We start from the raw sequence: 14,767 nt of genomic DNA, 5'->3' as shown, positions 1-14,767 counted from the left end.
GGGGCCAGATTCCGACGGAGGTGGGCCCGATGAATCGAAAGCCCAATTCCCAGAACCCCCCCTGCCCTCGCTGTGGGGCCACCCATGTGGTAAAGAACGGCAGTAAGGGTGGGCGGCCCCGTTGGGTCTGTCGGAACTGCGGGCGCTCGTTTGGGCCTACCCTGGGCACGGCGATGTATCGCTTGCGTGTGACCCCTGCGGAAGTGGCGCGCACCCTGCTGGTGGTGATGCGTCGGGGGAGCCTGAGCGCCGCTGAGGAGATCACCGGCCACAAATATGAAACCATTGGCCGATGGCTCCGGATGGCCGCCCAACACGCTGAGGCCCTCACCGAGGTCCTGGTCCACGACCTGCATTTGAGCGAGGTCGAGGTGGATGCTTTCTGGTCGTTTGTCAAAAAAAGTGTCCAGAGGCTGGAGATCCAGACGCCTCGGCGGGCGGGGTGGGCCCGCGTTGGGGATGTTTGAGCCAGGACCGGGCGACTCGTTTTGTGGTGGCGTGGGGCTTTGGGTCTTCGGAGGATGAGGTCGCGCCGAAGGTGGTGGCGCAGACCCGCCAGCGCACATCTGGCAGGAGGGGCGTGATCTGGATCAGCGATGGACGGCCGGTCTACCGACGGGCGGTTCGTCAGGTCTATCGGGACGCGCAACCGACGGGAAAGCGGGGGCGTCCGCCCCTGGTGCTCACGCCTGGGGTGGGGTTGACGCAAGCGGTCAAGCGTCGTCATCAGGGCCGGATGGTGCGCGTGGAGGTGCGTCAGGTTCTGGGGAGGCGGTGGATTGCCCCTATCCGGTGCATGAGGAACGGTTGAATGGCATGTTGCGCGATCGGTTGAATGCGCTGACGCGTAAGACCCATGCCTTTGCGAAGACGACAGGGACCTGGGATGCGCTGGTGATCCTCTGTTTGTTTGAGCACAACTGGCTGCGGCCCCATCGGGCCTTGCGGGAAGCGGGGGAGGGCCTGCCGGAGGGGCGGCGGTATCGGCCGCGGACGCCGGCGATGGCCATCGGGTTGACCGATCATATCTGGACCTGGGAAGAGTTCTTGACCTTCAAGCATTATCAATACCAAAAGGAGTGACTACCGGGAGCGTCACAGGGGGGAATTTTTTCGGGGAGGGGAAACGGTGGTTTCTCTGGAGCTGGTTTACTATTTCGCCGGGGTCGCGCTGATCGTTGGCCTCCTCTTCGGGATCGTCCTGGGGTTCGCCCTAAGCGGCGGGCGGGGAGGGAAGCCCGCGGGTGCGCCGCCTCCGCCCAGAACCGAAACCGGTGTGGCCATGATCCGGGAGCCTGACGGCACGTGGCGGATCGAGGTGGGTAAGCAACGTTACCGCCACCTGCGGGAGATCCACGATCACCGCGCGGCCCTGCTCGTCCTCGAGGCGATGCAAGCTCTGCAGGCCATGCTCCGGGAATCCACCCCCACGCTGCCGGCGGAGTCCCGTCTACAGGGTCCTGCGCCTGCAGAGCAGCTGGACCGTATCCTCCAGGAACTCCTCCGGGAACACCCCGAGCTGCCCTATCGGGCTGTCCGCCTGGAAACCCTCCCGGACGGCACCATGGGGATCCTCATCGGAACGCAGCGTTACCAGCGCGTGGGGGATGTCCCGGACCCGGAGCTCCGCGCTCTCCTCCAGGAGGCGATTCAGCGATGGTTGCAGGGAAGTCCCCGCCCGTGAGCAGACCCGTGCGAGCCGGTCATGCGGGGGCCCACCACCGGTAATCCAAATCCGGGAACACCTTGTCCAGCTCCCAGTAAGCCTCCGCCAGATCCCCGTCCGGTCGTCCGGCCTCCACCGAGCGGCAGAGGGCCTCGAAGCGCTCCAGGTGGGTTGTGAAACGCTCAATGGCGTAGGCGCGGGCCTGGCCGGTGGTGACGAGGAAGGGCCAGTCGCTGGCCTGAAGGAGCAACAGCTCCCGGGCGGCCTGGTTGAGCACTCGGGCGATCTCCGCGTCCGCCTCCGGATATCGTGCGGCCAGCCGCTCCATCCGCGCCTCGGCCTCGTGGATCGGCTCCCACATCCAGTGGGTCTCCGGGTTGTCCCACGTCCAGTGCCCCCCTCCCAGGCCCCAGCTGGACTCCGGGAGCACCAGCACCTCCGTCGGAGGATAGGCCTCCAGGAACTCCCGGGCCGTGGTCAGCCAGACCTCCTGGCTCTGCGCCAGGCGCCGCAACACCGCCCGGATCCAGTCCACGCCCTCGAACCACCAGTGGCCGAACAGCTCGGCATCGTAATTCGAGGCGATCAAGCCGACCTGCCCGGTGGACCGATGGAACTCCCGTAGCAGATCGTGCACCAGATCCACGAAGTGCCCCGCATGTTGCTCCACCTTGGCCGCCGCCCATTCCGGATGGTAGTAGTCCTTCTCCCCCAGATCCACTTTTCCGGTCACCCGCCAGTATTGCAGGCCGGAGCGCCCGTCCTTCTTGTGGAACTCCCGGTAATCAAAGTCGCCCGGGTAACCCCAGTCAGCGGACCACACCTGCATCCCCGTGCGGTTGTTGCGGGCCACCACCGCCACGCCGGAGTGTTCCCTGCCGGGGATGTCTGTGCGGGCCACATAATACGGACGGTAGGTGGTGCCCCGGACGCCCTCGATGGCCTCGAAGGGGATCACGTAGTGGCGCACGATTTGGCCGTAGGGGCCGATGGCGTCGCCCGCCGCTTTCCCCACCGGACGTCCTCCTTCCACCGCGTGGGTCTCGGCGAAGAACAGCCGGAGCCCCTCCCGGGCCAGGAAATATTCCAGGCCGGGCCGGATGGTTCCGTCCGGCAGGCGATAGGCGGGCCGGTAAGCGCATTCCGGGAGCCAGATGGAGAAGGGATCCCTCCCGAAGAACCGCCGGTAGGTCTGGATGCCGGTGCGCAGCTGGCCCCGGATGGAGGAATCCCGGGAGAGCAAGGGAAGATAGCCATGGGTCGCCGCGCTGGTGATCAGCTCGATCACCCCGGCTTCCTGCAGACGCCGGAACGCTCCGATGAGATCCCGACCGTAACGATGGATGAAACTTCGCAGCCGTCGATCGTAGTAGTCCACGTAGAAGCGCGCCAGCTCCCGCAGGTGGGGATTCCCTTCGGCCTCGAAGCGGGCCACATCCTGCTCCGCCCGACTCCGCCGGTCCTGCGCATACTCGATGAAATGCTCCTGGATGAGCGGATCCGCCAGCTGCTCCGCCAGCACCGGCGTGAGGCTCAGGGTCAGACGGGCCGGGACCCCCTCCTCGTGCAGGTCATAGAGGGCGTCCAGCAAGGGGAGGTAGGTCTCGGCGATCGCCTCGTGGAGCCACTCCTCCCCGTGGGGCCAGCGCCCGGCGCGCCGGCAATAGGGGATGTGGGCGTGGAGAACGAAGGTGAACGCTCCGATCGGTGCCATCGACGGTTCCCTCCTGCGGATCTTCTCCTATGATAGCCGAAACCCGACCCGCTGGCGGCCTGAGGCCACGGATGGCGGTTTGCGCCCGTGAACCGCTGTTAGGGTGGATCCGTATCAAGAAGCAGAAAGGCATCGCAACGAGGAGGGAACGTGCCCGCCCGCAGGGGCCGCCGGTGGATCCCATGGGTTCTCACGGCCGGGGTGATCGGATGCCAGGCTGCGGCCCGGCCGGAGGGAGCGACGCCGTCGATTCCGGCGATCTCCCGCTTTCCGACCGTCGCGCCTGCTCCCTCCCCCTCTCCGACCGCTACCCGATCGGAGACCGGGGCGGGGCTTTTCGCGGCCTTCTGTGAGTCCTGCCATCCCCAGGGAGGCCATGCGCCGGGCGCGGGCCCCTCCCTGCGCGGCGTCGTTCATCGGCACTCCGCGGATTTCATCCGTCAGCAGATCCGCAACGGGCGGGGGGACATGCCGGGCTTTGGCGACCGGCTGAGCGAGGAGGAGATCGAGCGCCTGCTCGGCTACCTGAGGACGCTGGAAGGGGAGCCGACCTTCGCCCGGACCCCCGTTCCTCCGGACCCGGGGGCGGTGGCTCGGGGACGGGCCCTTTTCCGGCAGCGTTGCGCGTCGTGCCATCTCGAAGGCGGGCGTTTGCCGGGGACCGGCCTGGGCTTCGAGCCGCCGGCTCCCGTGCTGGTGGACGAAGTCCGGCGCCACACCCCGGCCTTCATCGCCCGGCAGATCCGGGAGGGCGGAGGTCAGATGCCGGCCGTCGGGGCGGACCTCACAGAAGAAGAGATGGCGGACCTCATCGCCTATCTGAGCGCGCTGGCCATCGGAAGCGAAGGCCCTTGAGCGGGGATCCCCCGCCGGGCCTTTCTTCAAACTCCAATTTCGGGAGGGGACCATGAACCGCATGCGCTGGCTCATCGGCGTCCTGCTCGCGCTCCTGGTCATCGGGGCGGCGCCGGCCCAGGAGACGGTGACCATTCCCATGCGCGAGCAGAATCAGTCCGGGCAATCCGGCACCGCGACGCTTAAAGCCATGGGGGATCAGACGGAGGTCACCCTGGACATCCGGCCGGGCCCGGCGGGCGTGGATCAGCCTGCCCACATCCATGAGGGCACCTGCGCCAACCTGAACCCCAAGCCGGCCTTCCCCCTGACGCCGGTGCGGGACGGGAAGTCCACCACCGTGGTGAACGTCAAGCTGGCGGATCTGCTGGCCAAGCCCTTCGCCATTAACGTCCACAAGTCCGCTCAGGAGATCTCGGTCTATGTCTCGTGCGGGGAGATCCGGGCGGCGCTCCCGCGCACCGGCGGGGAGACCCGTGCGGTTCCCGCGTGGGTCGGATGGCTGCTGGCCGGAGCAGGGGTGTTGCTGGCGGGGATCGGCTACGGGCTGCGCCGGCGCAGGGCGACCACCCTATAGCCCGGGTGATGAGGAGGATCGGCGGGTCCACGAAAAAAGGGGGAAGGCGGGAGCTCCGCCTTCCCCCTTTCTGAGCGGGCCCGACGGGATTTGAACCCGCGATCTCCGCCTTGACAGGGCGGCGTGTTCGGCCAGGCTACACCACGGGCCCACCCACCTCGGAATATACCACATCCCGGGAACCTCCGTCAAGATCGGGGATCCGAGAAGGTCCTGGCTTCCCATCCTGCGCCTCTTCCGGCTTTTCGTGTCATGTCGGACGGTTTTGCAGAACTCCTCCCCGCAGATTACAATATGTAATCTGGGAAACGATCCCGCATTCAATCCCCGATGGGAGGGAAGCGCGGTGAGCCTGTCGAAAGAGGAAAAGCAGCAGCTGATCGAGATGTTCCGACGCCACGAGTCGGACACCGGTTCGCCGGAGGTGCAGATCGCCATCCTGACCGAGCGGATCAATCGCCTGACCGAGCATCTCAAACAGCATAAGCACGATGAGCATTCCCGGGTCGGCCTTCTGAAGCTGGTCAGCAAGCGCCGGCGTCAGCTTCGCTACCTGGCCCGGGTGGATCCCCAACGCTATCGCGCGATCCTGGAGCGGCTGGGCCTGCGCAAATGATCCGGCGGACGGGCGTGGGAGGACGCCCCGCGTTTCACAGAGGAGCCTGGCGCCTGCGGAGGCAGGGGCGGGCGTCCGGGTCATCGACCGGGCCGGGGCTCTTATCCGGGATACAGGGCCATGATGGCATCCGAGCCGGAGGGGTGTGATCGGACATGAGGCGAGAGAAGCATGTTTTCAAAACGATGGTCGGCGACAAGGAGATCGTCATCGAGACCGGCTACTTCGCCTGGCAGGCCAACGGCGCAGTGATCGTCCGCGTCGGCGACACGATGATCCTGGCCACCGCCACCATGGCGAAGGAGCCGCGGGAGGGCATCGATTTCTTCCCCCTGAGCGTGGATTTCGAGGAACGGCTCTACGCGGCGGGTCGCATCCCCGGCAGCTTCCAGCGTCGGGAGGGCAAGCCCTCGGAGAACGCCATCCTCACCGCCCGCCTGGTGGATCGCCCCCTCCGACCCCTGTTCCCCAAAGACCTGCGCAATGACGTCCAGATCATCCTGACCAGCCTCTCCGCGGATCCGGAATATCACCTGGATATTCCTTCGATCATCGCGGCCTCGGCGGCCCTGACCATCTCGGACATCCCCTGGTTCGGGCCGGTGGGGGCGGTGCGCGTGGGCTACATCGACGGGCAGTTCGTGATCAACCCCACGGTCAGCCAGATGGAGCACAGCCGGCTGGACCTGCGGCTCGCGGGCACAGCGGACGCGGTGATCATGGTCGAGGCGGGGGCCAACGAGATCCCCGAGGACCTGATGGTGGAGGCGATCCGCCTGGGCCACGAGGCCATGCAGCCGCTGATCGCCCTCCAGGAGGAGATGCGGGCCTCCATCGGCAAGCCCAAGGCCACCTACAGGGCCTTCTCCATCTCCGAGGAGGTGCGCCAGGCTGTCCGCGCCCGCCTGGATCACCAGATCGCGGAGATCCTGGACACGTATTTCGACAAGGACAAGCGGAACGAGGCGCTGGACGAGCTGGAGGAGGAGATCCTCCAGGCCCTCTCCGAGTATGAGCAGGCCCAGGTGAAGGAGAGCTTCCACGAGGCGCTGCGGGAGGAGGTGCGCCGCCGCATCCTGGAGGAGGGCCGCCGGCCGGACGGGCGCGGGCCGAAGGACATCCGGCCCATCTGGTGCGAGGTAGACGTGGCGCCCCGTGCCCACGGCTCGGCCATCTTCACCCGGGGCGACACCCAGGTCCTCTCGGTGGCCACCCTGGCCACCCTGGCCGAGCAGCAGGAGCTGGACACGCTGGCCCCTGAGGAGACCAAGCGCTATATCCACCATTACAACTTCCCGCCCTTCTCCACCGGTGAGGTGCGAGTGCTGCGCGGGGCCTCCCGGCGGGAGATCGGGCACGGGGCCCTGGCGGAGCGGGCGCTGCTGCCGGTGATCCCGCCGGAGGACGAGTTCCCTTACACCATTCGGGTGGTGAGCGAGGTGCTCTCCTCCAACGGCTCCACCTCCATGGCCAGCGTCTGCGGCTCCACCCTCGCCCTGATGGACGCCGGGGTCCCGATCCGCAAGCCGGTCTCCGGTGTGGCCATGGGCCTGGTGACCGCCGATGAAACCTGGCGGAAATACGTGATCCTCACCGACATCCAGGGGATGGAGGATCACCTGGGGGACATGGACTTCAAGGTGGCCGGCACGGCGGATGGGATCACCGCCCTGCAGATGGATGTCAAGATCAGGGGGCTGCCCTATCACGTGCTGGCCGAGGCCCTTCATCAGGCCCGCGAGGCTCGCCTTTACATCCTGGAGAAGATGCTGGAGGTCCTGCCCGCCCCGCGGCCGGAGCTCAAGCCGCACGCCCCGCGCATCTTCACCGTCCATATTCCGGTGGAGAAGATCGGCGCCCTCATCGGGCCGGGCGGGAAGACCATCCGCAAGATCCAGGAGGAGACCCATACCCAGATCGACATCGAGGAGGACGGGACGGTCCACATCGCCGCCACCAGCCTGGCCGACGCCGAGAGCGCCCGCCTCAAGATCGAGGCCTACGCCGAGGAACCCCAGGTGGGCAAGATCTACCTGGGGAAGGTCATCCGCATCACCGACTTCGGGGCCTTCGTGGAGATCCTCCCCGGCGAGGTGGGGATGGTCCACATCTCCCAGATCGCCGACCAGAAGGTCAACCGCATCGAGGACGTGGTGCGCGTGGGCGACCAGATCCTGGTGATGGTCACCCACATCGACGAGGACGGCAAGATCCGCCTCTCCCGCCAGGCGGTGCTGGAGGGGCTCTCGGTGGAGGAGGCCCAGCAACGGGATCGGCTGCTGGCCGCGAAGGCCGCGCCCAAAGGGAAGGGGAAGCCCGGCGAGGAGCGTCCCCTGGCCGGCCGTGTGAAGATCGTCAAGCGGGCTTCCGGCGAGCGCTGACGTCATCCCATCCGGGCGCTCCGCCGATCTCAGGGCCGGACATCGAGAGGTGTCCGGCCCTTCTTGTTGCCGCGAATCGGATAGTAGGGGCGACCCGGCGGGTCACCCCTACCTGGAAGGCCCTGCGCGGGTGTGTCCCAAAATCGTAGGACAACTGCTCGCAGTTGTCCTACAAAGCGGCCAGGCCCGACAAAATCGGGACACACCCCCCTGCGCCTCCGGAAGATCTTCGTCTCGCTTTAGGGTAAAATCTGTAAAGATCCGGAGCACAGGGCGGATCGCGCTTTCTCAACCTCCATCGCGATCGGAGGCTCTGCATGCGCAGCGTGGAATGGCACGACGGCGTCCTGCGGCTGATCGATCAACGGCGGTTGCCCCATGAGCAGGTCATCCTGGAGTGCGAGACCCCCGAGGCCGTCGCCGAGGCCATCCGCACGATGGCCGTCCGGGGGGCCCCGGCCATCGGCGCCGCGGCCGCCTTCGGGATGGCCCTGGCGGCCCTCCGCAGCCCTGCCTCAGACCGCGCGGCGTTGCTGCGAGACCTGGAAGCGGCGGCCCGGTTGCTGAAGGCCTCCCGCCCCACCGCGGTGAACCTGTTCTGGGCGGTGGATCGGATGCTCCGCCGGGCCGCGGACGAGGGGCTGGAGGATCCCCAGGCCGTGCGCGAGGCGCTGGTGGCCGAGGCCATCCGGATCGCCGAGGAGGACGTGGAGACCAACCGTCGGATGGGGCAGTATGGAGCGACTCTCATCCGGGACGGCGACACCATCCTGCATCACTGCAACACGGGGGCCCTGGCCACGGTGGATTACGGCACGGCTCTGGGGGTGATCCGCACCGCCCACGAACAGGGCAAGCGCATCCACGTGCTGGTGGATGAAACCCGCCCGCGCCTGCAGGGCGCCCGGCTGACCGCCTGGGAGCTGCTCCAGCTGGGCATCCCCTTCACCGTGATCGCCGACGGCGCCGCCGGCTACTTCATGCGCAAAGGGAAGGTCAACATCGTGCTGGTGGGGGCGGACCGCATCGCCGCCAACGGCGACGTGGCCAACAAGGTCGGCACCTACACCCTGGCGGTCCTGGCCCGGGAGCATGGGATCCCCTTCTACGTGGTGGCCCCCACCTCCACCATCGATCCGAACACCCCCAACGGCGACGCCATCCCCATCGAGGAGCGGGACGAGCGGGAGGTGCTGGAGATCGAGGGGGTGCCCATCGCGCCCCGAGGGGCCCGGGCGGCCAACCCCGCCTTCGATGTCACCCCCGCCCGCTACATCACCGGCATCATCACCGAAAAGGGGATCCTTTATCCGCCCTTCGACCTGCACATCCGACGAGCCCTCGGCCTCGAGCGGGAGGATCTTCGGGATGTGGCTGCGCTGCGCGGCCTGTAGTCATCAGTGGCCTTACCTTCGCTTTGAGGTCCGCTGTCCGCGTTGCGGAGGCGACTGGCTGGACGTGGTCTACGATCTGGAGGCCGTCCGCCAGCGGTGGGATCGGCTGCTCCGGCAGCGTCCCTTTACCATGTGGCGCTACCGGGAGCTCCTCCCCCTGCGCCAGGATCTTCACATCGTGACGATGGAGGAGGGGGGCACGCCGCTGCTGCGGGCGGAGAACCTGGGGCTGATGCTGGGCCGACCCCGTCTTTACATCAAAGATGAGCGCCAGAACCCTACGGGCTCCTTTAAGGACCGACAGGCCTCCCTGGCCATCTCCGTGGCTCGGGAGGCGGGCCTGCAGGAGATGGTGGTCGCCTCCACCGGGAACGTGGCGATCTCGTATGCCGCCTACTGCGCCCGGGCCGGCATCCAGCTGTGGGCCTTCCTGGTGAGCTCGGCCCCCGCCGACAAGATGCGGGAGGTGGCCCTTTACGGGGCCGAGGTCATCAAGGTGACAGGGACCTACGATCAGACCAAGCAGGTGGCGGCCCAGTTCGCCGAGCGACGCGGGCTGTTCCTGGATCGGGGGATCCGGAGCCTGGCCGCCCGCGAGAGCATGAAGACCATCGCCTTTGAGATCGCCGAGCAGCTGGGCTGGCGGGCGCCGGACTGGTATATCCAGGCCGTCAGCGGGGGGATGGGGCCCATCGGCGTGTGGAAAGGGTTCCAGGAGCTGAAGGCCATGGGCCTGGTGGATCGGATCCCCCGCATCGGGGTGATCCAGGCGGAGGGCTGCGCGCCCATCGTGGAATCCTTCCGCGAGGGCCGGGAGCAGGCCCGGGTCGTCCATACGCCCCGCACCCGGATCGCCACTCTGGCCACCGGTGACCCCGGCCCGGCTTATCCGGTGCTGCGCCGCATCGTTCAGGAGACCGGGGGGGCCATGGAGACGGTGAGCGATGAGGAGACCTATCGGGCGATGCATCTGCTGGCCAAGATGGAAGGCCTCTCTATGGAGCCGGCGGCCGCCGCCGCCTTCGCCGGGGCCTTCAAGCTGATCGCCTCCGGTCACATCCGGCCGGAGGAGACGGTGGTCATCAACGCCTCCGGGCACACCTTCCCCGTGGAGAAGTTCGCCTTAGGGGAGGGATGGATTTACACGCTGGAAGCCCCCGCCGCCCCCTCGGAAGGGTTCCTCATCGCCCTGGACCAGCTGGACCCGCGCAGCCGGCGGGTGCTGATCGTGGACGACGACCCGGATGCGGTGCGGCTGATCCGGCGGATCCTGCAATCCCGGGGGACCTTCTACGTGGAGGCGGTGGATCGAGGCGACGAGGCGCTGGAGCGGATCCGAAGGGATCCTCCCGATGTGATCCTCCTGGATCTGATGATGCCGGGGATGGACGGCTTCGCCGTGCTGGAGGCCCTGAAAGCGGATGAGCGGCTGCGTCGCATCCCGGTCCTGGTGATCACCGCCCGGAGCCTGGCCCCGGAGGAGCAGGCTCGCCTGCGCCAGCAGGCGTATGCCGTGCTGGAGAAAGGGATGTTCACCGACGAAAACCTGATTGAGGACATGCTGGCGGCTCTGCACGCCTCATAGCAGCGCGCGTCTTCGCTCCCGAGTTGTAGGCCGAAATCATTTCGGCCCCTCATTTCTGTTTGAAAGCGATCCAGCCTGCGCGGGAGCTGAAAGATCCCGTTACGGCGCGGGGGAGACCGTCACCCACGGGCGGATGCGCTCCAGGGTGGCCGGGCCGATCCCGGGGACGTTGAGGAGATCCTCCAGCCGGCGGAAGGGGCCGTGCTTGAGCCGGTAATCCACGATGGCCTGGGCCGCCCGCGGCCCGATGCCCGGCAGCCGGTCCAGCTCCTCCACCGAGGCCGTGTTGAGGTCCAGAAGAGGCTCCGGCGTGGGGGAGGCCGACGCCTCCTCTCCCCGCCGGGGGATATGCAGATGCATGCCATCCGTGAGGGGCGCCGCCAGGTTCACCCGCTCCAGGTCCGCCGACGGCAGGGCTCCCCCTGCCTGCTCCAGAAGCGTCCAGATCCGAAGCCCTTGCGGGACGGTGTAGACCCCGGGCGCCTGCACCGCGCCGGTCAGATAGACCTGGATCCACTTCGGGGTGGGGGTCAGGGTCGGGGCCGGGGTCGGGGGAGGGATGATCCGGATGGGCGCGGGAGCCGGGCGCCGGAGGAGCCAGACGCTGGCCAGAAAGCTGGCCAGGGTGGCCGCCAGCACCACCGCCTCTCGCGCCGCCTCCCAGCGGGAGCCTCCGGCCCGCCCCCCCGGGCCGACCTCCTGCGCCATTGATCCGCCCTCCGGCATTCCCTGAAATCCGGGGAGGAAAAACTCCCCATAAGAATGATAGCCGGCCCGGGGGGCTCGCTCCCATCCCGGCCCGCAGGCGGATCGGAAGGGGGGTCCTGGGACCGGTTACAGCATCCCCTCCAGCACCCGCTCCAGGGCCATGGTGTGGGCGCAGGTCCCACGATGGCGGAAGAAATCGCAATCGCAGGACCAGTTCCCTTCGTGGTAACGGACGTGGTGGGTGTCGTTCTCGCCGCGGACGGTGACCGAGAACGAGAGGAAGCGGAAGCGATCCCGCTCCTCCGCGTAACGCCGGGCCTTCTCGATCTTGCTGATCAGCGCCGAGTCCACCATTGGACCTCCTCATCGGGATAGGGGTTGGGGTTCCATCCTTCCCTTCACCGGCCGCTCCATGTCTCCGGGAGAAAACAAAACGGCACGCCAGCCCGCAGGCCGCGTGCCGTTCGGATGCGCCGGAACATGCAGGTTCCTGCCCGCAAGGGAGGCCCCCTCTTGGCATCTTTGTTTTTAGTATAGGCCGGGCTGGGAAGGATGTCAAAGGGGGATCCCTGGGGGGGTATGTCCCCAAATCGTAGGGCAGCTGCGAGCAGTTGCCCTACAAAAGGAGTGATAACATATGGGGAGGCGATGCTCGCTTCGGATCTCTGAGGGGAAGAGGTGGAAGCCGTGGAGCCGGAGCTGATCGTCATCGGCGGGGGGCTGGCGGGCTCGGAGGCGGCCTGGCAGGCGGCCCAGCGCGGGGTCCGCGTCGCGCTGTATGAGATGCGGCCCCGGCGCTTCACGCCGGCCCACACCACCCCCTGGCTGGCGGAGATCATCTGCTCGAACTCCCTGGGATCGGATGAGCTGGAGAACGCTTCGGGGTTGCTCAAGGCGGAGCTGCGCCGCCTGGGCTCGTTGTTGATGGCCTGCGCCGATCGCACCGCCGTGCCCGCCGGGAAGGCCCTGGCGGTGGATCGGGAGCTGTTCGCCCGCTGCGTCACCGAGCACATCGAACGTCATCCCCTCATCACGGTCATCCGGGAGGAGGTCATGGAGATCCCGGATCGACCATGCATCATCGCCAGCGGGCCCCTGACCTCCGACGCCCTGGCCGCCGCGATCCAGCGCCTCACCGGACAAGAGTATCTTTACTTCTACGACGCCATCTCCCCCATCGTGGCCGCCGATTCGATCGACATGTCCATCTGCTTCCGGGGCTCCCGCTACGGCCGGGGCCAGGATCCCGATGGGGACTACATCAACTGCCCGATGACGAAGGAGGAATACGAGGCCTTCGTCGACGCCCTGATCCATGCGGAGACCATTGAGCTGCGGGACTTCGAGAAAGAGGACCCGCGCTTCTTCGAGGCCTGTCTGCCCATCGAGGTGCTGGCCAGGCGGGGACGGGACGCCCTGGCCTACGGGCCGTTGCGGCCCACCGGCCTCATCGACCCGCGCACCGGCCGGCCGCCCTACGCGGTGGTCCAGCTGCGGCGGGACAACCGGGCGGGGACGATGTATAGCATGGTGGGCTTCCAGACCAACCTGAAGTGGCCGGAGCAGCGCCGGGTCTTCCGGATGATCCCAGGGTTGCAGAACGCGGAGTTCCTGCGCTACGGCCAGATGCACCGGAACACCTACATCAACGCGCCGGCCCTGCTGGAGCCGACCATGCAGTTCCGGGGGCGTCCGGACCTGTTCTTCGCCGGTCAGATCACGGGGGCGGAGGGCTATGTGGGCAACATCGCGACCGGGCTGGTGGCGGGGGTGAACGCCGCCCGCCTGCTGCGGGGGAAGCCTCCCCTCGTCTTCCCGGTCACCACCATGATCGGGGCGCTGTGCGATTACCTGGCCCAGGCGGATCCGCGGGACTTCCAGCCGATGAAGGCGAACTTCGGGCTGTTGCCGCCGCTGGAGCGGCCGGTGCGGGACAAGCGGGCGCGGGCCCTGGCCTACGCCCGGCGCGCCCTCTCCGATCTGGAGCGTTTCTGGGCGGAGAGCGGCGAGGCGGAACACACCGTCCTTCCACCCTCGGAGGCGGCATCATGAGCGACCGATCCCGGGAGGCATGGCGGTTCATCGTGCTCCTCGGCCTGGTGAGCCTGATGGCCGATGTCACCTATGAGAGCGCCCGCAGCCTCATCGGGCCGTATCTGGCCATGCTGGGGGCCAGCGCCGCCCTGGTGGGGGCCCTCGGCGGCGTCGGGGAGCTGCTGAGCTACGGCCTGCGCCCTCTCTCGGGTTACCTGGCGGACCGGCTGCGCCGGCCCTGGGGGCTCACCTTCGCGGGCTATGCCATGAGCGTTCTGGCCGTCCCCTTGCTGGCCCTGACCCGAGCGTGGCCCGCGGCGGCCCTCCTCGTCCTCCTCGAGCGGCTGGGGAAGGCGATCCGCACCCCGGCCCGCGACACGATGCTCTCCCACGCGGCCCAGGAGGTGGGCCCCGGGAAAGGCTTCGGCCTCCACGAGGCCCTGGATCAGATCGGCGCAGTGGGAGGGCCCCTGCTGATGGCCCTGATCCTGCAGCTCAGCGGACGTTACGACCTGGCCTTCGGGGTCCTCGCCCTCCCGGCCCTGATCACCCTGGCCTTCCTGATCGCCGCCCGCGCCCTGTATCCGGTCCCCCAGCGGCTGGAGGCGATCGCGGACAATCCGGAGGGGGCGATCCCCCGAGGGATCGCCCATCCCCGGTTCCGGCGCTATCTGGTTTTCGTGGCCTTCAGCGTGGCCGGGCTGGTTCACTTCCAGCTGCTCTCCTTCCATCTCAAGCGCTCCGGCTTGTTGCCGGATCCCGCCATCCCCGCCCTCTTCGCCGCGGCCATGCTGGTGGACGCGGCCGCCGGCCTGGCCTTTGGGGCCCTCTACGATCGCCTGGGCCTGGGGGTTCTGATCGGGATCCCCCTCTTCAGCGCCCTGGCCGCCCCACTGGTGTTCTCCGGGCACGCCCTGCTGCTCCTTTTGGGGATGGGCCTGTGGGGGGCGGTGATCGGTGGACAGGAGACGATCATGCGGGCTGCGATCCCATCGCTGGTGACCCGGGAGGAGCGGGGCACCGCCTACGGGATCTTCAACGGGGTCTACGGGCTGGCCTGGTTCCTGGGCAGCGCCGCGATGGGAGGGATCTACGAGCTCTCCCTGGGAGGGGTGATCGCCTTCGCTCTCCTGATGGAAGGGATCGCTGTCGCTGCCTTCCTGAGGCTGAGGCGCGAAGCCGCCTGAAGACGTCGGGGCGCCGGCGCGGATCGGCGTTCCTTTGAGTGACCATCGGG

Annotated in this window: 15 protein-coding genes and 1 tRNA gene; 12 read left to right on the top strand and 4 right to left on the bottom strand. The window is 67.7% G+C overall.

All coding sequences use genetic code 11. The features are described 5' to 3' along the window. The first annotated feature begins 173 nt into the window (after window positions 1–173). From KNN16_RS07165 to KNN16_RS07150, 4 genes are read left to right on the top strand one after another with little or no spacing between them, the layout of a single operon-like run. Window positions 174–467 (top strand): hypothetical protein, encoded by a 294-nt coding sequence (locus KNN16_RS07165; RefSeq protein WP_303896281.1) that lies wholly within the window; start codon window positions 174–176, stop codon window positions 465–467. Then, entirely contained in the window at window positions 443–811 is a 369-nt protein-coding gene (locus KNN16_RS07160; protein ID WP_303896284.1) for a hypothetical protein, read from the top strand. The genes KNN16_RS07165 and KNN16_RS07160 overlap by 25 nt, the downstream gene beginning before the upstream one ends. Beyond that, window positions 808–1,083: a hypothetical protein gene (locus KNN16_RS07155; RefSeq protein ID WP_303896286.1), complete on the top strand. Its 276-nt coding sequence runs from the start codon at window positions 808–810 to the stop codon at window positions 1,081–1,083. The genes KNN16_RS07160 and KNN16_RS07155 overlap by 4 nt, the downstream gene beginning before the upstream one ends. A gap of 46 nt (window positions 1,084–1,129) precedes the next feature. Next, a complete protein-coding gene (locus tag KNN16_RS07150) occupies window positions 1,130–1,684 on the top strand; it encodes a hypothetical protein (RefSeq protein WP_303900395.1) in 555 nt (184 codons plus the stop codon). A gap of 19 nt (window positions 1,685–1,703) precedes the next feature. On the opposite strand, the gene KNN16_RS07145 is transcribed toward KNN16_RS07150, so the two are convergent. Then, window positions 1,704–3,380 (bottom strand): glycoside hydrolase family 57 protein, encoded by a 1,677-nt coding sequence (locus KNN16_RS07145; protein WP_303900392.1) that lies wholly within the window; start codon window positions 3,378–3,380, stop codon window positions 1,704–1,706. A gap of 150 nt (window positions 3,381–3,530) precedes the next feature. On the opposite strand from KNN16_RS07145, the gene KNN16_RS07140 reads away from it, so the two are divergent. After that, window positions 3,531–4,235, top strand: coding sequence for a c-type cytochrome (locus KNN16_RS07140; protein ID WP_299287553.1), 705 nt, complete (start codon window positions 3,531–3,533; stop codon window positions 4,233–4,235). 52 nt (window positions 4,236–4,287) lie between these two features. Continuing rightward, entirely contained in the window at window positions 4,288–4,812 is a 525-nt protein-coding gene (locus KNN16_RS07135) for a hypothetical protein (RefSeq protein WP_299287556.1), read from the top strand. A gap of 75 nt (window positions 4,813–4,887) precedes the next feature. Here KNN16_RS07135 and KNN16_RS07130 read toward each other — a convergent pair. Then, window positions 4,888–4,963, bottom strand: a tRNA-Asp gene (locus KNN16_RS07130). 195 nt (window positions 4,964–5,158) lie between these two features. Between KNN16_RS07130 and rpsO the strand changes: the two genes are divergently transcribed. The 4 genes from rpsO (at window position 5,159) to KNN16_RS07110 (ending at window position 10,788) form a co-directional block, all read left to right on the top strand. Continuing rightward, on the top strand, window positions 5,159–5,428 hold the full coding sequence (rpsO, locus tag KNN16_RS07125; RefSeq protein WP_088572344.1) for a 30S ribosomal protein S15: 270 nt from the start codon (window positions 5,159–5,161) through the stop codon (window positions 5,426–5,428). Between the two features lie 155 nt (window positions 5,429–5,583). Next, window positions 5,584–7,809 carry a polyribonucleotide nucleotidyltransferase gene (locus KNN16_RS07120; protein WP_303900388.1) on the top strand — a complete coding sequence of 742 codons (2,226 nt, stop codon included), beginning with the start codon at window positions 5,584–5,586 and terminating at the stop codon, window positions 7,807–7,809. Window positions 7,810–8,126: 317 nt separating this feature from the next. After that, window positions 8,127–9,203, top strand: coding sequence for an S-methyl-5-thioribose-1-phosphate isomerase (gene mtnA, locus KNN16_RS07115; RefSeq protein ID WP_303900386.1), 1,077 nt, complete (start codon window positions 8,127–8,129; stop codon window positions 9,201–9,203). Then, window positions 9,178–10,788: a threonine synthase gene (locus KNN16_RS07110; RefSeq protein ID WP_303900383.1), complete on the top strand. Its 1,611-nt coding sequence runs from the start codon at window positions 9,178–9,180 to the stop codon at window positions 10,786–10,788. The genes mtnA and KNN16_RS07110 overlap by 26 nt, the downstream gene beginning before the upstream one ends. A gap of 99 nt (window positions 10,789–10,887) precedes the next feature. On the opposite strand, the gene KNN16_RS07105 is transcribed toward KNN16_RS07110, so the two are convergent. Both KNN16_RS07105 and KNN16_RS07100 read right to left on the bottom strand, forming a co-directional pair. After that, window positions 10,888–11,496: a ComEA family DNA-binding protein gene (locus KNN16_RS07105; protein WP_303900380.1), complete on the bottom strand. Its 609-nt coding sequence runs from the start codon at window positions 11,494–11,496 to the stop codon at window positions 10,888–10,890. Window positions 11,497–11,622: 126 nt separating this feature from the next. Next, a complete protein-coding gene (locus tag KNN16_RS07100) occupies window positions 11,623–11,850 on the bottom strand; it encodes a hypothetical protein (RefSeq protein ID WP_273095584.1) in 228 nt (75 codons plus the stop codon). A gap of 333 nt (window positions 11,851–12,183) precedes the next feature. On the opposite strand from KNN16_RS07100, the gene trmFO reads away from it, so the two are divergent. Beyond that, complete coding sequence (gene trmFO, locus KNN16_RS07095) at window positions 12,184–13,548, top strand: methylenetetrahydrofolate--tRNA-(uracil(54)-C(5))-methyltransferase (FADH(2)-oxidizing) TrmFO (protein WP_369685888.1); 1,365 nt, start codon at window positions 12,184–12,186, stop codon at window positions 13,546–13,548. Beyond that, on the top strand, window positions 13,545–14,717 hold the full coding sequence (locus KNN16_RS07090) for an MFS transporter (protein WP_299287139.1): 1,173 nt from the start codon (window positions 13,545–13,547) through the stop codon (window positions 14,715–14,717). Before trmFO ends, KNN16_RS07090 begins: the two co-directional genes overlap by 4 nt. Window positions 14,718–14,767: the final 50 nt, after the last annotated feature.

Source organism: Thermoflexus hugenholtzii (assembly GCF_018771565.1).
In the GTDB taxonomy this organism is placed as follows: Bacteria; Chloroflexota; Anaerolineae; order Thermoflexales; family Thermoflexaceae; genus Thermoflexus; species Thermoflexus hugenholtzii_A.
This window is presented reverse-complemented; position numbering and strand designations above follow the sequence as displayed.